The organism is Rhodococcus sp. NPDC056743, assembly GCF_042790355.1.
Lineage (GTDB): Bacteria > Actinomycetota > Actinomycetes > Mycobacteriales > Mycobacteriaceae > Rhodococcus_F.
Window position 1 is genome coordinate 161,097 of record NZ_JBHTZI010000009.1, and the last position, 14,094, is coordinate 175,190.

The 14,094-nt window shown below is 61.0% G+C and carries 14 protein-coding genes and 1 pseudogene; 9 read left to right on the forward strand and 6 right to left on the reverse strand.

Annotated elements, in window-relative coordinates:
• Positions 1-22 precede the first annotated feature (22 nt).
• A complete protein-coding gene (locus ACFRFQ_RS21500) occupies positions 23-1,309 on the reverse strand; it encodes an adenosylmethionine--8-amino-7-oxononanoate transaminase (RefSeq protein WP_378661978.1) in 1,287 nt (428 codons plus the stop codon).
• A 38-nt stretch (positions 1,310-1,347) separates the two neighbouring features.
• Here ACFRFQ_RS21500 and ACFRFQ_RS21505 point away from each other — a divergent pair, with 38 nt between their 5' ends.
• The 3 genes from ACFRFQ_RS21505 (at position 1,348) to ACFRFQ_RS21515 (ending at position 4,699) form a co-directional block, all read left to right on the forward strand.
• On the forward strand, positions 1,348-2,493 hold the full coding sequence (locus ACFRFQ_RS21505) for an 8-amino-7-oxononanoate synthase (RefSeq protein ID WP_378662489.1): 1,146 nt from the start codon (positions 1,348-1,350) through the stop codon (positions 2,491-2,493).
• Positions 2,490-3,188 (forward strand): dethiobiotin synthase, encoded by a 699-nt coding sequence (gene bioD, locus ACFRFQ_RS21510; protein ID WP_378661981.1) that lies wholly within the window; start codon positions 2,490-2,492, stop codon positions 3,186-3,188. The genes ACFRFQ_RS21505 and bioD overlap by 4 nt, the downstream gene beginning before the upstream one ends.
• Before the next feature lie 110 nt (positions 3,189-3,298).
• The gene (locus ACFRFQ_RS21515) at positions 3,299-4,699 is read left to right on the forward strand and encodes a diguanylate cyclase (protein WP_378661984.1); all 1,401 of its coding nucleotides are present in this window, start codon (positions 3,299-3,301) and stop codon (positions 4,697-4,699) included.
• On the opposite strand, the gene ACFRFQ_RS21520 is transcribed toward ACFRFQ_RS21515, so the two are convergent.
• Both ACFRFQ_RS21520 and ACFRFQ_RS21525 read right to left on the reverse strand, forming a co-directional pair.
• A complete protein-coding gene (locus tag ACFRFQ_RS21520; protein WP_378661987.1) occupies positions 4,682-5,962 on the reverse strand; it encodes an acyl-CoA dehydrogenase family protein in 1,281 nt (426 codons plus the stop codon). The two genes, ACFRFQ_RS21515 and ACFRFQ_RS21520, sit on opposite strands and share 18 nt — an antisense overlap.
• Positions 5,959-7,098, reverse strand: coding sequence for an acyl-CoA dehydrogenase family protein (locus ACFRFQ_RS21525; protein WP_378661990.1), 1,140 nt, complete (start codon positions 7,096-7,098; stop codon positions 5,959-5,961). Before ACFRFQ_RS21525 ends, ACFRFQ_RS21520 begins: the two co-directional genes overlap by 4 nt.
• 913 nt (positions 7,099-8,011) lie before the next feature.
• Here ACFRFQ_RS21525 and ACFRFQ_RS21530 point away from each other — a divergent pair.
• Complete coding sequence (locus ACFRFQ_RS21530; protein ID WP_378661993.1) at positions 8,012-8,551, forward strand: hypothetical protein; 540 nt, start codon at positions 8,012-8,014, stop codon at positions 8,549-8,551.
• Positions 8,552-8,630: 79 nt separating this feature from the next.
• Here ACFRFQ_RS21530 and ACFRFQ_RS21535 read toward each other — a convergent pair whose 3' ends face one another.
• Positions 8,631-9,119, reverse strand: coding sequence for a recombinase family protein (locus ACFRFQ_RS21535; protein WP_378661996.1), 489 nt, complete (start codon positions 9,117-9,119; stop codon positions 8,631-8,633).
• Positions 9,120-9,294: 175 nt separating this feature from the next.
• Here ACFRFQ_RS21535 and ACFRFQ_RS21540 point away from each other — a divergent pair, with 175 nt between their 5' ends.
• Both ACFRFQ_RS21540 and ACFRFQ_RS21545 read left to right on the forward strand, forming a co-directional pair.
• On the forward strand, positions 9,295-9,630 hold the full coding sequence (locus ACFRFQ_RS21540) for a hypothetical protein (protein WP_378661998.1): 336 nt from the start codon (positions 9,295-9,297) through the stop codon (positions 9,628-9,630).
• A 135-nt stretch (positions 9,631-9,765) separates the two neighbouring features.
• Complete coding sequence (locus tag ACFRFQ_RS21545) at positions 9,766-10,398, forward strand: hypothetical protein (protein ID WP_378662000.1); 633 nt, start codon at positions 9,766-9,768, stop codon at positions 10,396-10,398.
• 683 nt (positions 10,399-11,081) lie between these two features.
• On the opposite strand, the gene ACFRFQ_RS21550 is transcribed toward ACFRFQ_RS21545, so the two are convergent.
• Positions 11,082-11,534 (reverse strand): hypothetical protein, encoded by a 453-nt coding sequence (locus tag ACFRFQ_RS21550; RefSeq protein ID WP_378662002.1) that lies wholly within the window; start codon positions 11,532-11,534, stop codon positions 11,082-11,084.
• Between the two features lie 223 nt (positions 11,535-11,757).
• Between ACFRFQ_RS21550 and ACFRFQ_RS21555 the strand changes: the two genes are divergently transcribed.
• From ACFRFQ_RS21555 to ACFRFQ_RS21565, 3 genes and pseudogenes are all read left to right on the forward strand, one after another.
• Positions 11,758-12,306: a recombinase family protein gene (locus ACFRFQ_RS21555; protein ID WP_378662004.1), complete on the forward strand. Its 549-nt coding sequence runs from the start codon at positions 11,758-11,760 to the stop codon at positions 12,304-12,306.
• Positions 12,307-12,454: 148 nt separating this feature from the next.
• Positions 12,455-12,955: a DUF6301 family protein gene (locus ACFRFQ_RS21560; RefSeq protein ID WP_378662007.1), complete on the forward strand. Its 501-nt coding sequence runs from the start codon at positions 12,455-12,457 to the stop codon at positions 12,953-12,955.
• A gap of 65 nt (positions 12,956-13,020) precedes the next feature.
• Positions 13,021-13,272 (forward strand): annotated as a pseudogene (locus tag ACFRFQ_RS21565) (helix-turn-helix domain-containing protein); the annotation flags it as partial.
• 128 nt (positions 13,273-13,400) lie between these two features.
• Here ACFRFQ_RS21565 and ACFRFQ_RS21570 read toward each other — a convergent pair.
• A complete protein-coding gene (locus ACFRFQ_RS21570) occupies positions 13,401-13,886 on the reverse strand; it encodes a DUF6301 family protein (RefSeq protein WP_378662010.1) in 486 nt (161 codons plus the stop codon).
• Positions 13,887-14,094: the final 208 nt, after the last annotated feature.

Below are 14,094 nucleotides of genomic sequence, written 5' to 3' on the forward strand. Positions count from 1 at the left end.
AACCGCTTTCCCTCCGACCTCGTCAGGACTGGCTGCGGGCGACTTCGAGCATTGCGGCCGTGATCTGTTCCACTTCGTCGGTGGAGCAGAGATAGGGCGGCATCGTGTACACGAGATTGCGGAACGGGCGCAGCCACACACCGGATCGAACCGCTGCGTCGGTGGCGCTGCGCATGTCGACCGGGTGGTCGAGTTCGAGGACTCCGATGCCGCCGAGGACTCGGGCGTCTTTCACGCCTCGGATCGACCGTGCGTCGGCGAGTCCTCGATCGAGTCCCTCGGACAGTCTCGTCACGTCGCGTCGCCAGTTCATCGCCAACAGAAGTTCGGTGGACGCGACGGCGATCGCGCAGGCCAGCGGATTGCCCATGAACGTCGGTCCGTGCATCAGGCCGCCGCCCTCGCCGGCGGTGATGGCCTCGGCTATGTCGGTGGTGCACAGCGTGGCCGCCAAGCTCAGATATCCACCGGTCAGTGCTTTGCCGACACACAGGACATCTGGGCTGACGTCGGCGTGATCGGCGGCAAACAGTTTGCCGGTTCGGCCGAATCCGGTCGCAATTTCGTCGAAGACCAGAAGGACGTTGTATTTGTCGCAGAGCACTCGAAGATCGACAAGATAGGCGGGGTCGTGGAATCGCATGCCACCAGCGCCCTGTACTACCGGTTCGACGATGACCGCCGCCAGTTCGTGGTGATGTGCCGCGAGCAGTCCGTCGAGGTGCCGAACATACTCGGCCTGGTACTCGGTTGGCGGTGCGTCTGCAAACACCTGAGCGCGGAGTACGTCGGTCCACAGGGAGTGCATGCCGCCGTCGGGATCACAGACGCTCATCGGGGTGAAGGTGTCGCCGTGGTACCCGCCACGCCACGTCATGAGGCGGTTTTTCGACGGTTTTCCGAGACTGCGCCAGTACTGCAGGCACATTTTCACGGCAACCTCGACGGCAACGGAACCGGAGTCCGAGAGAAAAACCTTGTCGAGTCCCACCGGGGTGACATCTACGAGGAGTTGTGCGAGCTTGGCCGCAGGTTCATGAGTCAGTCCGCCGAACATGACGTGACTCATCTTGCCGAGTTGTGTTGCTGCGGCGGCGTCGAGAACAGGATTGCGGTATCCGTGGATCGCAGCCCACCACGAACTCATGCCGTCGACGAGTTGGGTGCCGTCGGACAAGGTCAAGGTGGCGCCCTGTGCGCTGTCGACGACCAGTGGTTCGGTTGTTGCCGGAAAGGCTCCGTACGGATGCCAGAGATGAGCGGCGTCGATCGCGGCGACGGTGTCTGATTCCAGTCCGAGTGTGTGCACACATGCACCATAGCGACATGCTTGAACGGCGTTCAAGTATGGTCGGAAATGTGACTACCTCGTTGAACTGGCTCACTGCCGTCGAAACGGAACGCCGCGCCGCCGGATTGCGCCGCGACGTGCGCCCGCGAACCGCCGACTCGCCGCTGATCGACCTCGCGTCCAATGACTACCTCGGATTGGTTCGTCATCCCGAAGTGATTGCCGGCGCCATGACCGCGTTGGAGAAGTGGGGCGCGGGTTCCACGGGTTCGCGACTCGTGACGGGAACAACAACCGATCACGAATTGCTCGAGCTCGAACTCGCAGAGTTTGTCGGGTCGGATTCCGCCTTGGTCTTCTCGTCCGGTTACACCGCCAATCTCGGCGCGGTGACGGCCCTGTCCGGACCTGGATCGTTGATCATTTCCGACGCGGGTTCCCATGCGTCGTTGGTCGACGCGTGCCGCCTCTCGCGGGCGAGAGTCGTGGTTGCTCCGCATTCGGACGTGGACTTCGTCGCGGAGCAGCTCGAGTCACGAACCGAGGAGCGAGCCCTGGTGGTCACGGATTCGGTGTTCAGCGCAGACGGAGATCTCGCACCCCTTCGCGAGCTGCACGGCGTCTGCCGCGACAACGGTGCGTTACTGCTGGTCGACGAGGCCCACGGTATCGGTGTCCGGGGGAGTGGTGGGCGCGGGCTCGTGCACGAAGTCGGCCTTGCGGGGCAGCCGGATGTCGTGGTGACAGCAACGTTGTCCAAGTCTCTCGCCAGTCAGGGTGGGGTTGTCTTGGGACACAGCAAGATCCGCGCCCATTTGATCGATTCGGCACGAACCTTCATCTTCGACACCGGGCTGGCGCCTGCAGCGGTGGGTGCGGCAAGGGCAGCGCTGACCGTCCTTCGCCGCGAGCCGTCCCTCGCGATGGACGTATTGGATCGTGCGTCCGAACTGGCTGCGATCACCGGCGTCGGAACACCTGAATCTGCAGTCGTATCAGTTGTTCTCGGTGATCCGCAGCGGGCTAACGACGCGGCCGCGGAGTGTCGTCGGCAGGGGTTGGCTGTCGGTTGTTTCCGGCCGCCGTCGGTTCCCGAGGGAACGTCGCGTCTGCGGCTTACCGCTCGCGCTTCCCTGTCGCAGGCCGATATGGACCGGATCGGCCAGATTCTCGGAAATGTCCTGGCGGAGGCCCGAGTATGAGCATTCTTGTGGTGACGGGGACGTCAACGGACGTCGGAAAGACCGTGGTGACGGCCGCATTGGCGTCGCTGGCGCTGCAGTCGGGTCGCTCGGTTGCCGTCCTCAAGCCGGCGCAGACCGGCGTCGAACTCGGTGAGCCCGGAGACCTGGCCGACATCGATCGTCTGACTGGCGGCGGCGTCACGCTGGCCGAATTGGCGCGGTACCCCGATCCGTTGGCGCCTGACACCGCCGCGCGGCGCAGCGGCCTTCCGATGCTGACCATGGACGCAGTGGTGGCCCGCGCCCGCGAGTTGGATGCAGCTCACGACCTGACGCTGATCGAAGGTGCCGGCGGAGTGCTGGTTCGCCTCGGCGTCGACAACTTCACCGTGTGCGATGTCGCAGCGAAACTCGCAGTTCCTGCGATTCTGGTTGCCGCAGCTGGGTTGGGAACGCTCAACCATTGCGCGCTCAGCGTGGAAGCACTGAAGCACAGAGGCGTTCGGTGCTCCGGTCTGGTGATCGGGTCGTGGCCGGATGAACCTGGTCTGGCCGAGCGATGCAACCAAGACGATCTGGAATCGGTGACCGGAGTTCCGTTGCTCGGATCGCTGCCTGCCGGCAGCGGCGGGGTAACTCCCGACAAATTTTTGCGCCTGGCCCGGGAAAGTCTTGATGCGCCGAACTATGTAACGACGAATGTCATTGATTAGATCGCTGCGAAAGGGATAATTAGCGCAATTCGCCTGTTCTCTAGGCGGGGATTTTTGTGTAGGACGTTTGATCGCCCGTCACGACTGATCCAAGGAGACCAGGTGCGTAGGTGTTTGCGTTAGAAAAGTCGACATCAGCTGCGGCGCTACGACACAGCCTGCTGATCGGTGTCATTGTTTTTGTGGCGTGCCTGATCGGGATTCTCAGCAGGCTTCCCGGGACCCTTGCCGTGTTCTGGCCGACAAATGCGCTGCTACTCGGTCTGCTTGTTCGATCACCACGGTCGGCAACCGTTCCCATGTGGTTGTGTGCTGTGGGCGGTTATCTTGCCGCCGATCTTGTCACCGGCGGTTCCATCGAGTCAGCGCTGTGGCTCTGTGCCAGCAACATGATCGGCGTTGTGGGTGGGTTCTACGCATTTCGATGGGTCGCCGCGGAAGACCGGCGGCTGTCGAGTATTCGGTCGGTGGGTTACCTCGTATCCATGACCATGGTCGCCGCGGCGATTACAGGATGCGTCGGCGGCGCCGCGAACGTGGTCCTGTTCGGCGGCACGTGGTCGGCGGGTTGGATTCTCTGGTTCTCGGGCAACCTCGTCAACTACATGACAATTGTTCCGCTGGTACTGACGTTCCCCTCACTTCGACCGGAGGATCGAGACCCTGAGGCCGTGGTCAGAGTTCTTCGCCTGTCCGTGATTCCGGCAGCGTTGTTGGGAGTCTGCATTCTGCTCGAATGGGTCATCGGTGGTGCCGGGGCAATTGCATTTGCCATGCCGGCACTTGTCACCGCGGCATTACTGACCAACGTCTTTGTCACGTCACTGATGACGGCTGTTTCGACAGCAACAACGCTGATCTTGACCGCTGATGGTCATCTGGGAACGGCTGTAGCAGGGTTGTCCGCGGTCAGCGCTTCCGTGCGGATCGGCTTGGCGCTGTTGGCAACTGCGCCGATTGCCGTTGCCTGCGTGATTCATGAGCGTCGACGCGCTCTCGATGCTCTGACCGAAGCTGTGATGCTCGACGATCTGACTGGAGCGCTTCGCCGCGACGAATTCATGCGAAAGAGTACCGATGCCATCGAATCCCTTCAGTCTGGCCTGCCGGTGAGCGTCCTGATGATGGACCTTGACCACTTCAAGAAGGTCAACGACACTCTGGGCCATAGAACCGGGGACACTGTCCTTGTTGCCTTCGCAGATCAAGTGCGGCGCCATCTCGATCACACTGCGCTGTTTGCACGCCTGGGCGGCGAGGAGTTCGTCGTGTTGTTGATCGACACGGATCTCGACGAGGCAACGCGAACGGCAGAAATAATTCGCGAGGCCCAGCAGGAGCAATCGATGACAACGCTCGGAGAACTCGGTCCGACTGTCAGTATCGGTGTGGCGTGTTCACCGAACGGTGACGCCGACGTGGCCAGCATGATCGATTGCGCTGACGAAGCGCTGTACCTGGCAAAGAAGTTCGACCGCAACTGCACCGTGTCTCTAACTGCCAGAAGTTGATCGGCTCTTCGGGATGTCCCGGAAGGCGATGTTCTGCTCGTGCGTGCGTTCACGCGGCATACCGAGGACTCGCTCGCTGATGGCATTGCGAGCCATTTCGGTGGTCCCGCCGGCGATGCACCAGACCTGTTGACCGAGATAGTCCGTGGCGCAGTCGCCGACCGTACCGTCGTCGTCGTCCCACGCGGCCCCGGCAGGTCCGGTGAACTCGTAGATGATCGTCACCAACCGCGTAGACATCAGACCGGCCATCAATCGGGCGATACTCGCCGCCTGATCGGACATGACGCCGGTAGTGATGCCCTGGACAACGCGATGCTGTAATGCGTTGTTGGCCAACTCCAGCATGCGCGCCTCGCCGATGAGGTCACGGCTGACGGGGTCGTTCAATCGTCCTGCATCGCGCGCGACTGCAAGCAGTTCCGGCATCTTGGTTCCTCGCTGTGTGCTTCCCGCAGCCATGGTCGCGTACGGGGAATTCGACAGCATTCGTTCGTGGAACATCCAGCGTGTGCCGACGGTCCAGCCGTCGTTGATTTCACCGATTCGGTCACTGTCCGGAACCCTGACATCGGTCATGAACTCTTGACAGAATTCGCGCGAGCCACTGAGTAACTCGATGCGGTTCACTTCCATGCCGGCGCGATCGAGCGGCACCATGAACACGGTCAGGCCGCGATGCTTGGGCACGTCCCAGTTCGTTCTGGCCAGGCACAGAGCCCAATCGGACCACCACGCACCGGTTGTCCAGATCTTCGATCCGTTCAGAACCCAGTCGTCGCCGTCTCGAACAGCGGTAGTGACCGCGCCGGCAACGTCGGAGCCGCCACTCGGCTCGGAGAGCATTTGCATCCAGATCTCTTCGCCCATCAAGATGGCGGGGATGTGGCGTTGCTTCTGTTCCTCGGTGCCGAATTCGAGAAGCACTGCGGCGCAGGGCACAAATGTCGGAGATTGCAATCGTTCAGCGTACGTGTAACCGGCGAGTTCCTCGTTCAAGGCCCGCTGGTGAGCGTGAGTGAGGCCTTGCCCGCCGTACTCCCGGGGAAAGCAGATACCGGCGAGGCCCGCATCGAACAGTTGTCGCTGCAGTGCGCGTTGTTCCGCGACGTCGGCGAGTTCGTCTTCGTCAGGTCCCTCGGCGCGCATGACTCCGATGTTCGCCTTCGGGTCGGTGGGGCCGAGATTGTTGCGGATCCAGTCGCGGGCTCGAGTGCGGAAGTGCTCTACCGATTCCATGCCGACGACGGTCTGGGTGCTCATCGGGTGCTCTCCTCACGTATGGCAATGGCGGCGATCAATTGACGATGCTCGGCGGGAGTGCCGTAGCTGGAGCGGTTCGCCGCGGCTCGCCGCATGAACAGATGCAGGTCGTGTTCGAATGTCACGCCGATTCCGCCGTGGATCTGCACACAATCCTGGAGTAGCTCGCCGCCGCGATCACCGATGTATGCGTGTGCGGCGCTGGTGAGTTCAGCGGAGTCCGGGCTGTCGGCCGCAACCGCGGCGGCCGCGGCATCGGCGAGGCCGTGGCTGGCTTCGAGCCAGGTCTTCATGTCGGCGAAGCGGTGTTTGAGTTCTTGGTACGAAGCCAGTGGGCGTCCGAATGAATATCGGTCGAAGGCCCACGCGACGGTGAGGTCGAAGGCGGCGTGCATGGCGCCGACGGACTCGGCGCAACTGAGCACGATCGCGAGTTGTCGTGAGCGCTCGATGTCGCGAGCCGCATCCGCTGCGTCGCCGATCATGGAACTCCGGGGGAGTCGCACGTTGTCGAACGTCACCTCGGCGTAGCGCCGTGTCAGATCGATTGATCGTAAAGGTTTTACGTGCACGCCGGGCGTGTCGACGGGCATCAGGACTTGCGCGGCGGAATCGCCGCTCTGGCCGGTTACCAGGAGGATATCCGCGGTCTGGGCAGCTTCGACAGGGCGTTTGACGCCGGATACCATGACGTCGTTGCCCTCGACGCGAATCTCCAGGGGTGGAGTGCTCACGAGGCTGTTCGCTTGCGGCTCCGTGAAACACCATGCTGCGGTGGAAGTTCCGGAGAGGAGCTGCTCAAGTACTTGGTCTGTTCTCTCGCCTGAGTAGTTGCTCAGAAGTGCGGCGACGACGTTGGTCGGGGTGAGCGGGCCAGGTGCAGCGGTGCGGCCGAACTCATACGCGACAAGGGTGAGGTCGACGAGTCCGCGTTCGCTGATCGTTCCGCCGCCGTGTGCTTTGTCCACGAGCAGACTGGTCCAACCGAGTTCTGCGCCGCGCCGCCAGTATTCGGCGTCGTATCCCGCTGGGTTGTCGCGCAGGAGTCGCAGAGTTGAACTTGGCACCTGGCTGCTCAGGAATCGGGCTGTGGTGTCGCGGAAGAAGTCTTGGTCGGGAGTTGTCTCCAACAGCATGTTCGCCCTCTCGGCCTGCGGTCACGTTCGAGAGTATGAAACTCTCTAAATGGAGAATAACATTGCCTCAGAAGGAGACGGTTATTTCGCCATTGATTGTTATTTGATACCTTCTTCTCTGTTGGCGGCGCTGAGGCCGCTACGGCGCGGGCTAGTTCGGGTTCCAGTGCAGATACGCGTTTCTGTAGCGCTTGGATGCTTGCCATGCACACTCCGGCGGCGTCGATGTGCCGCTCATTCGCTCTCAGTCCGAATGCCGCTGCGAATTCTTGCGTCATCGGCCCGAGGCGACGGACGGATTCGTGATCGAAACCGTAAGTCCAGGTGCTGATCTGAAGACGGCAGAATCGGTCCAGTACCTCTTGTGCTTGTCGGTTCGGGTGCCGCGGCAGTGCCGCCGCGTCTGCGCCCGAGGTGTGAGCCAACCCATCGCACGTGGTGGCGGATGCCGGCCCGAGCGCGGGTTCGTGCGCGAGCGCCGGCGACCGTGGTGTCACGTGGTGAGATCACGTCTGTCTTGATCGTTGCGTCGCTGAGCAGGATTCCGATCCGTCATCATCGAACGCGCCGCCAAGGCCGGGGAACTCGGATCCGCGGCCGCCCCGCCGAGGCTCGGGGAAAGCCTGTGCGCCGGGTTCGTCGGTGCGGTGCATGTCGCCACCAGCCTCGGGGAACTCGAGTCGATCAGTCGACGTGTCGACGACGCACGACCGCAGTGTTCGACTGGACTCTCGTCTCCCGATCGACGCAGTCGGCGGTAGTCGACTTCTCATCCACGATTCCCGAGCCGAACAGCCTTGTTGCACAGCCGAGCTGGTGGCGCAGCGTCACCGGTTGACCCATCGGATACCGGCAACTCAACGCCGATCAACGCCGTGAGCTGCGTGCAGCCCTTGCGCCTTTGCATTGGCCGTTGCGCGAGGAAGGCCCGGAGATCCGGTTGGCAGCAATAGCGGATGACGTTGCGGCACGCATCATTGCGCGCCCGGTGTGGACGCGCCCGATGCTCGACGCGCACCGCTCCATCCTCGGACTGACGATCGAGCTGCACACCGTCGCAGCCGCGGCCCACCAGTTGTTAACCGTGCGCACGGCCATGACCGACATCCCTACCGACGACGGTAGCGACGTCCTCGCCCGAGCGCGGGCAGAGTGGGAACGCCGGCACGTCGTTGCCGCACAAGTAAAATCAGCATTGATCGACCGGGTTGCCGCGCTCCGCGCCTACGAAGCCGCCCTCACCCCTGTCGAGACGAGCCTGCGCAATCTTCGGGTGGTGACCGAGCTGGGCAGTTGGGGGAGGGGACGTGGACCGGTTGCATCAGCAGATCGTCGGCTCGGAGTTCGCGATCGAGCATGCTGCCGCGACACCGCTGCCGCGATGCTTTGCCCTGTCACAACATGCTGGCGGGGTCAGTTAAGTGGTAGAGCTGGAGTCGAGTTCCGAGCGTAGGTTCTTCTCGCGTGCAACGTACTTGTAGACACCGGGTTTACTGAGATTGAACATTGTTGCCTGCTCCGCAATGGAATGCTCACGCCGAGTGCAGGTCGAAAAGTTTTGCTTGCTGCTGTGCGTCGAGAAGCGGTGTGCGGCCAGCGAAGCCGCCGGTGGCTTTGCGGCGAGCGTTTCCTTCCATCGTGCGCAGATGGATCAGTCCGGTCTCGAACGTACTGAAGGTTTGGGAGAGCATGTCGAACACGGTTGCTCCGATGGGGTCCTTCGGGTCGTGGACTGTGCCGGCGAACATCAACAGCACGTCCCGTTTTGCGAGGTCCGTGGCGATTTCGCTGAGGTCGGTGACCGACCTGGCCAGTCGTTCGAGCGTCGTGACGACGAGGGTATCCCGAGCCGAGAGAGCGGACAGTGCCGCTGTCAGTGCAGGTCTGGGCCGATCTGTCCCGGTCAGACCGTGGTCGATATGGATGAAGTCGGCGTCGACGCCGAGTGCGACGAGTACAGCGCGCTGGCATTGTTCGTCGTCGGCCATGGACGAGGCGTAGCGTGCGTATCCGATCAGCATTCCGCTATCGCATTCTACGAATAGACCTCTGTATGTATTACGTGGTGAGTGGGGCGGATCGGGCAGAATCTGACCGAGAGCGTTCCGATGACCGTGACCGAGGCCGTGAAACAGATACACTGATCGAACAACTTAGCTGGTCAACGCTGGTATGTCGAAGATGGGGGAGTCGCAGATGTCCGCAGTCCCGTCGAAAGTCGTTCGGAAGAAACTCGTACACGAAGCGGTCCTCGGCAAGATCGACCGCGAACACCTTTCGATCAACACCGACAAGGTGCGCGCCAGATTGCAGACCAACCGTGAGCACGTGCACGGGACCATGCTGCGCAAGTGCCTGGACCAGTGGGAACGCATTATCGCGGACAACGACATTGACACCGTTCGCAAGATCAGCGTCTCCGATACCGAGACCGACCGCGAGATGCGAAACATGTCGCCCCTGTCGGTCTTGTTGAGCGAGAGCGAACGCCGGCGGGTGCTCGACCTTCTCTTCCAGGGAACTCGCGAGTGAACCGAAGCGACCTCGAAAAAGCCGTTATCGCTGCGTGCGGATGGGTGAAGGAATCGCAGGTAGTGATCTTCGGGTCTGAAATCAGTATTCGGAAGCTACGACGAAGACTCACTGCCGGAAGAAGCTACACGGTCGATGGAAGTCGACATCACTCCGGCCAGTGCCTTGACGACCGGCGCCGATGTCACGGAGAAGGTGATCGCGCTCAACGTCTGGGTAGGGGAGGACTCACCGTTTCACGCTCTCCACGGTATTTACGTCGAGGGGATCCACCGCGAAACCGTGGTACTTCCCCGAGGCTGGGAAAACAGGCTTGTCACCTTCGCTGCCACCGGAACTGGCGACGACCAAAACTATGGGCGCACCGGACTGTGCCTGCACCCGATCGACCTGTGTGTCTCGAAACTGATTGCCGGTCGGGAGAAAGACCACGAGTTCGTCGGAGCGTTGATCCGCGACAACATCATCGACCCTGCCGAGGTTCTCGATCGGATCGACAACGCCGGGATCGACTGGTCGAGCGGCTATCGCGACAACCGCGATCTCGCCGTCTCTCGCGCGCGGAGCTGGCTCCAGTCCCAGCAGGCGCCGGCCACCGAGGACTACACCGTCGACATCGCCCGAGCGTTGTCGACTGTGTCCCGCGCTCACCCGCGAACGATTCGCGATCACCTCAACACCAATTCCTCAGGTGCCCAGGACAAACCAGAACCTGCCCAGGATGCCGGCACTGAGCGCTTGACCGAACGTGACTACGGCCTCGACTGAGGGCTACGCAGTCACCAGAACGCCCAGACGAGTCCGACCGCAGCGATCGAACCGCCTGCCAACAGAACATTCCCCGCTTTCCCTGCGCCTTCGCTCCTCTCGACGACAACGCTGAACGCCGCAATTGCGAGACCGATAACAAACAAGAGAACCGCATACCAACTCGCAAACCCGATTCTGCTGCGCCACAGCCGTCGTCGTCCGTACGGGGTCGAAGGCGGTCGTACATTGTGTGATCAGCTCATTGTTGTGCGTCGCCAGTGATCGATCAGTGGCGGAACCGCATGGTTCACGGTTTTGAAGAACAGATACTGGTCGTAACACAGCACCGATCGGAGTTCAGGCATTCTGGATTCTCGCGACATCCGTCCTGGTACAAATCCTCCTCCACATAGCTGGACGACTGGGCATGGGGAACACTCCGAAGGACGGTGCCCCCCAATTCGAGGAAATACTGGAAGGCAGGATCATTTTCGACGGTGGAGAGATTGTCATTCAGCACCGAATATTGTGTTGTTGCACCTCCGTCGCGGTACGACCGAACGTAGTCATTGAGTTCGATTCTTCCGTCTGTATTGACTACGAAAGCCGGTATCGCATCGTTCGATAGTGAATCGACTTGAGTCTTCTTTCCGAAGAAGGAAGCGACGCACTGCTCGAAGCTGCGGATTCGCACTGCTGGGTTACATTTGAGCCACGCTATAAATAGTTCGGAAAACCAGGCTCCGAACCGCGGCGACGAATAAGAGGTCGCCTCGAATGTTGAAGGCGATCGGGATGTACGCGGACAAGTAAGTTTCAGAGACTTCCCCTGCAGGTTCGTCGAGCAAACTGAGGCCGCCGACTGCCGCTGTCGTTTCCGCCCACGTTTCCGTCATCGATGCCCATACAGATGCGACGCGATCCAACGACAGTGGTTGGAAGTCCGGAAATATCAGGGCGGAGTGTCTTCCGTCCGGGTTCCCATTCTGGAGACCGAACCACGTCCGAAGCTCGGTCGGCCACTTTATGCCGGTCAATCGTTCGATCTCGTCCACGGCACTTTTGCCCGCGGGTGGGTCGATCGCCGCAGCAGTTATCGGGGCTTCGCGCTGGCACCAGTCGCTAAGCCTCAGCCAGTTCTCTTCCACGCTCATGAACGCAGGCTATATAACGGAGACTTTTAAAGGGGGGATCGGTCTGTTCTCGGAATCGATCTTGACCTGTTGAGACCAAGTTCGTTTCTCGGACACTGCCGGACCCATATCGGCGAGTTCGAGTGACCTTTCGTTATCGAATCGTTGACTGTCGCAAAACCCGTCCGAAAACCCACTGTCTCTCAATACTTACTGTCGTTGAGTTCTGCAACACTGTGCCCTTGTGAGCACACTTTTGGGGTACGCGAGGGTATCGACCGCCGATCAAAACCCAACTCTGCAGACGGACGCTCTGACGGCCGCGGGTTGTTACAAGATATGGACCGACGTCGCATCCGGCTCGAAAGACGATCGCCCGGAACTGGCCGCGGTCATCGAACACCTTCGACCGGGCGACACGCTGGCCGTGTGGCGCCTGGACCGGCTCGGTCGAAGCCTTCCTCACTTGTTGGAAACGGTGGCTCACCTCGAATCGATCGGCGTCGGGTTTACTTCCCTCACCGAAGAGATCAACACCACCACCTCCGGTGGCCGGCTGATCTTCACCATTTTTGGTGCTTTGGCCGAGTTTGATCGGAACCTATTGAAGGAGAGGACATTTGCAGGTTTGGAGGCGGCGAGAAAGCTAGGACGTACCGGTGGTCGACCACCTGTGCTTGATGAGAAGCAGAAGGCAATCGCCCGCAAGATGAAAGGTGCCGGCGTCTCGATGACCGCCATAGCGGACACGCTCGGAGTTGCCCGATCGACCCTGTACCGCAACGTCAGTTAGACGGTTGGTGCACAGCACTTTTGAACACGGAATGGCGTAAGACGACTGCACGGGGCACTGAAATCGTAGGTCGCCGTGCAGTTGTCTTCTGAAACTGACAGCCGCGGCCCACCTGTAGCCATACCGATCGAAGGGTAGATTCCTGATCATGCACGCTGATATCGAAGGCGCGGTCCGGATCGCGCGCCTGGCAGCCCATTTTGACTGGACATGGGATTCCGAAGACCTCGAACGTTTCTGCGCCAACGCCGGCTGGCAAGCAGAGCGCTTCTCTGACACCGCAGCCACCCTCGCCACGAACCTCGACATCAACCGTCGCAGCGGCAACGCGTCCCTGACTTGGGGACCCCTCCAAATCATACGGTTGTGGGTGACCGACGTAGCCGATCCAGACACCGATATTCCGGAGGTGATGGCGAAGCTACTGGGTGAGTTGAGCGTGCCGATGGCCGCGGAGTTCGGGGATGGAACCCCTGTTACCGCCGGTATTGTCAAGGAACTTCGTTGGGATCTGCCGAATGTGGTGATCGTCCTCTCGGCGGGGCTCGGGGCTGTCACCATGCGCCTCGTCAGCCCCAAACGCCAAGCGTGGACCGACGAACCCGAAGATGAATGGGACGACGAAGAGGACGAGGACGGCGAAGACTGATCGCCACAGGAAGTTCTCGATCTCCTCGGGTCTCCGAGTGGTCGTCGAACTCGTCGAGCCAGTCCTTCCAAATCTTCGGCGCCCTAGCTCAATTCGAGCGCACGCTCATCCAGGAGCGCACGGCAGCAGGTTTGGCACCGGCTCGCGCTCGTGGTCGTATCGGCGGGCAGCCCAAGCGAATTGACCCAGCGAAAGCTCGCATCATTAGTCAGATGATCGGGATTGGCACACCCAAGACGGAGATCGCGAAGGCACTCGGAATAGGCCGTGTCACTCTGTATCGACATCTCACGGAGAACGAAGTGGCTGCTATTTGAGCGCCCATCTGGGGATCTGTTCAGAAGAACCATTGACAGCTGTGAACCGCAAGACCAGTTAGATGCTTGGCGCACAGCACTTCTGAAACTGACACCCGCACCGGATGCGATCTCGCCGACCTCGATCGCTAGTCCTCGTCCTCCGGTTCGGGCTCATCCGCCCATGCCTGATATCCCGGACTCTTCAGACGCAGGTCGATCGCACTGACACCCCGGTTCAGTGTGATGACCGCTTTCGGCAGATCCCATCTGAGAGCTGCCTTTGGTTCGGGTTCGGCGCTCGTGGCTGTCCCCAGGAGTGCAGTAAGTGCCACATCGAGGTTCGTGAACCCTTCGACCAGCAGCGGACGCACCACTGTCATGGGCGTAGCGTCATCTGCCACGTCCGTGACGAAGATCGAGATCCAATTCATTCTGTGTTGCCGCCCGAACATGTGCGCCTCCGGCCGGCTGACATGAAGGTTCGTCCGTATCGAGCCGCCACCTTGCCTGAGTTCGACGAGCTCCCATCCGGCTTGTGCGCAGAAGGGTTCCAGGTCGTCGACGGCCCAGGTCCAGTCAAATTCTGCGGCGAGGCGGGCGATCCGGGTGGCGCCTTCGATGTCGACGTGCATGTGTGGATGCTACTTCGTTCTCTACGCAGACAGTTCCAACGCAGAGGGAACCTACGATTCATTGATCGAAGCGCTCGCGGCTAGCTGAGCCGAAAGGCTCGGTGCCAGCAGACCGTCGACCGCCAACCCGCCCGGCGGGGCCTCACCGTGCCAAATAATTCGCGGAAAAACGTGCCAAATAATTCCGAGAGTCACAGGGGTACGCGAG

Bases quoted from the DNA above. Each gene is read 5' to 3' on its own strand.
- ACFRFQ_RS21540 (WP_378661998.1), top strand. From the start codon at position 9,295: ATGTCCGCAGTCCCGTCGAAAGTCGTTCGGAAGAAACTCGTACACGAA.
- ACFRFQ_RS21545 (WP_378662000.1), top strand. From the start codon at position 9,766: ATGGAAGTCGACATCACTCCGGCCAGTGCCTTGACGACCGGCGCCGAT.
- ACFRFQ_RS21560 (WP_378662007.1), top strand. From the start codon at position 12,455: ATGCACGCTGATATCGAAGGCGCGGTCCGGATCGCGCGCCTGGCAGCC.
- ACFRFQ_RS21535 (WP_378661996.1), bottom strand. From the start codon at position 9,119: ATGCTGATCGGATACGCACGCTACGCCTCGTCCATGGCCGACGACGAA.
- ACFRFQ_RS21570 (WP_378662010.1), bottom strand. From the start codon at position 13,886: ATGCACGTCGACATCGAAGGCGCCACCCGGATCGCCCGCCTCGCCGCA.
- ACFRFQ_RS21520 (WP_378661987.1), bottom strand. From the start codon at position 5,962: ATGAGCACCCAGACCGTCGTCGGCATGGAATCGGTAGAGCACTTCCGC.
- ACFRFQ_RS21550 (WP_378662002.1), bottom strand. From the start codon at position 11,534: ATGAGCGTGGAAGAGAACTGGCTGAGGCTTAGCGACTGGTGCCAGCGC.
- ACFRFQ_RS21505 (WP_378662489.1), top strand. From the start codon at position 1,348: ATGGTCGGAAATGTGACTACCTCGTTGAACTGGCTCACTGCCGTCGAA.
- bioD (WP_378661981.1), top strand. From the start codon at position 2,490: ATGAGCATTCTTGTGGTGACGGGGACGTCAACGGACGTCGGAAAGACC.
- ACFRFQ_RS21525 (WP_378661990.1), bottom strand. From the start codon at position 7,098: ATGCTGTTGGAGACAACTCCCGACCAAGACTTCTTCCGCGACACCACA.